Genomic DNA, 3,379 nt, shown 5'->3' on the forward strand with positions numbered 1-3,379 from the left:
GGTCTGCTTGAAGTGATCGAGATCGAGCAGCAGGAGACCGACCGATTGTCCGGACGTTTTTCCCTCCTGTATTGCCTGTTCGAGCTTCTCCTGAAAGTGCGGCCGGTTTGCGAGTTGAGTGAGCGCGTCATGATTGGCGTTCCAGAGAATCTGCTCCTCGGCGGTTCTCTCCCCGGTTACGTCACGTACGGTCAGAATGACCCGGCCGGGCAGGCCATCATCGCGGGGAGCTTTCCAGCAGTTAAGTGCAACCCACCGCTCGGCTCGATCATCAGCTCGGACGATCCTGAAAGTATCTTCGAACTTTACCGAAGCCTCGTCCACATACGCTTGTTCAAGTAATGCGAGGAATCGTTTTCGATCTTCCGGGTGAATGCAATCAGCCGCAACCTGCATCTCAGGTTCGACATCCCCAGCCAGGCCGAATATCTTCCGGAGGCGGTCCGACCATTGGCGTGTAGCAGTGACGGGATCATAGTCCCAGACGCCAAGGCGCGCGGCCTCGGCGGCGAGCCTGAAGCGTTCCTCACTCTCCTTTAGGGCGAGCTCGGAACGCTTACGATGCGTGATGTCGCGGTGAGCGCCGAGTGTTCTGATGACCGTGTCATCCCTGTCTCGTAGCAGCTTCGTGCGACAGGAAATCCAGCGAACCTCCCCATTATCGGGGCGAACAATCCGATACTCCAGATCGAAGGTATCGGCGTCGATCCGGGCCTGCTCCATTTCAGCACGAACTCTTTCACAATCATCAGGATGGACAAGATCGAGCCAAGCCGAGATTAAGATTGTGTTGTCGCCTATCGGAAGTCCGACCTGCTCAAAGAACTTGTCGGAGCAAATGGTTACCTCGCCACCATCGTTCTCGAATGCGGCTAAATCAGACGCCTCCTGGACAAGCCGCAACCGCTCTTCACTGCGGCGGAGAGCACTCTCCGCCTCCTTGATGGTGGTAATGTCGAGTTGGGCCCCAATTGTCCTGACATAGCTGCCTTCCTGATCACGCTCGACTACCGTCCGACCGGCGACCCAGCGGATTTCGCCAGTATCAGCGCGGACGATCCGGAACTCGCGGGCAAAATCACCACCTTTCTCAGCGGCGCGGAAGGTCTCTTCAGCGAGCCACTCACGGTCTTCGGGGTGCACAATGTTGAACCACTCTGCGAAGCTGATCGTTCTGGTTGGGGAGACCGGTAGTCCGACCTGCTCGAAGAACCTCTCGGAGCATAACATTATCCCGTCTGAACCGGCTTCGAAATCCGCCAGGCCGGTTGCCTTGTGCACCAACTGCAAATGCTCTTCGCTCCGGCGCAATGCTTCCTCGGCCGCATTGCGCTGGGTAATATCCCGCGTGATACTCATCTGTCCCGAGGTCCCGTCGGGCAGGCGGAAAGGGACGGAGTGTGCTTCCACACTCCGTCGCGCTCCACCCAAGCCGACGATTTCATACATCCAATAGATGCTTTCTCCGGCGAGAATACGAGTGTGGATCTCGACATGTGGCGCCAGATACTCTGGCGCCACCGATACGTGTTCGGAAGCGGCAAGCGTTTCAAGATCAGGCGCCTGAAGCAGTGCGAGACCGGCGGGATTGATGTACGTCAGCTCCCCCTCTTCGTTGAAAATTTTGACGCAATCCGGAATAGCTTTGAGCATGGCGCTGAGGCGCGCCTCGCTCTCCCGCAGAGCTGTCTCCGCCGCCAACTGCGCCGTTATGTCTTCGAATGTCGCGACGAGATTACCGTCCGTTGTCCTGCCAGGGTGGATCACGTGCGTTCGGCCGCCGCGATGGATTTGCCCGCGGAGCTCGCTTTCGGAGCAAAGATTGCGCCAAAAGTCGCTTTCGAGCTCCTCGATGTCGCGTTCGGGCGGGTAATAACCGGCGCCCTGCGCCATCCGGATCAATTCTTTTGCGGGCAGCCCTGGCACAATTCCTTCTGGCGGAAGACCAATTACCTCAGGATAGCGGCTGTTGCAGAAGGCAATCCGGCCTTCCGCGTCGAAAACGCACAAGCCGTGCCGCACATTCTCGACTGCCTCTTCCAGCAGATGCAAGCGGGCCCTTAGCTGCTGAAGCTCCGCGGTCAATTGTCGGTTTTCTTGTTCGAAGTCCATCAAGCTTGAACCTCCCCTCCCCGTTCTCGTATATTAGCATCAGGAGCAACCGGTCGTTGCTGCCGAGCGCTTTCTCTTTGATCCACTGCCAAGCCGGCGAGCTTGGTCGCTTTGACAGGACCAAGCTCGCCGGCACCAGTCCCCGGCCCCGGGGCTGAGGCACGCGATGAAGTCACGCGAGATTTCGGTAAGACGCTGCAACTAGCAGCCTTCGTGTCAGTCCGCCTTCTTTCGATAGCAGCGGATGGTACCTTCTTCAGTACAGACCCTTGAGTGGAGACAGCCAGGCCCGGTCCACTCTGCCGGTCCTCATGCGACGGGAACATCGACGTCCACAACGGGTGCATTTGAAAATTGCTGCTCAGGACCGGAATCGCCGCGCTCCGGAAGTGTCCCGCTGTTCAAGATGTCCAGCATTGAACATACTGCTGATGAACCAGCCGTTGCCCAAAGGTGCTCACAGCTGGTCGGCAGCCTGAGATTTCAACAGGCGAACGGCAACTGTTACCAGCTTCTGTCCGGTGCACGCGGAGAAATGCTGGCGGTCTCATAAACAAAAACTTCAAACTGTTGATCACCTCCGGAGAGGTGCGTGACCGGAAAAAAGCGGTTCCACAGCGCTACGCCCCCGCGGTTTCGCCAGTAAGGACCCGCGCTAGTAGGAGGGGCGACGACCAGCGCGCGCATCGAAGACTGAAAGCGACTGTCGCCCATGCGTCCGTCCGCCAGGCTGAGACCGAATGCGCTGAGGCTAGCAATCCCGCGACCGGACAGCCGGAGGGCCGCTCCCCATGACGAGAAGCGGCCCTCCCAGAAACCCGCACCCCAACGGCACGACGTGGGCTAGCCAAGCCCGAGGGCAGAGTACGCATGAACCGATTCGCCGGTCAAGCTGCCGCCTTAGGAGCTAGCCGCGCCGCAACAGGTGGGCACCAGGTTACTTGCCCGAAGATCAACCGAACCTGGTTCGGCTCGCTGCACTTCGAGCAATTCCATTTGGCAATGTCGTTGAACTTCATGCGCTTCAGGACACGCATCGGAAGAGTATCGACAGAGGCGCAACCTCTGCAACTGACCTTTGCCCCGGAAGGCTCGAAGTTGAAGCCCTCATCGGTTTTTCGAGCGATCCAACTCCAGCTGCACTGCGAATTGATGCAGGTGACCTCTTGCCCTGACGGCCTAGTACTACAGTTGCGCTTGTTTTCGCATCTTTCGGTGGCATGCCGCAGCGATTGCCTGGTGGGTTCGTCGCCATCGCGACCAGGCC

General features: G+C 58.5%; 2 protein-coding genes. One reads left to right on the top strand and one right to left on the bottom strand.

The features are described from left to right. The coding region (locus ELY13_RS14750; protein WP_126174634.1) for a bifunctional diguanylate cyclase/phosphodiesterase at window positions 1–2,112 on the bottom strand (2,112 nt) is incomplete at its 3' end. 870 nt (window positions 2,113–2,982) lie between these two features. On the opposite strand from ELY13_RS14750, the gene ELY13_RS15245 reads away from it, so the two are divergent. Continuing rightward, on the top strand, window positions 2,983–3,379 hold a 397-nt coding region (locus ELY13_RS15245; protein ID WP_206436093.1), incomplete at its 3' end, for a hypothetical protein.

Source organism: Altericroceibacterium xinjiangense, from assembly GCF_003958635.1.
In the GTDB taxonomy this organism is placed as follows: Bacteria; Pseudomonadota; Alphaproteobacteria; order Sphingomonadales; family Sphingomonadaceae; genus Altericroceibacterium_A; species Altericroceibacterium_A xinjiangense.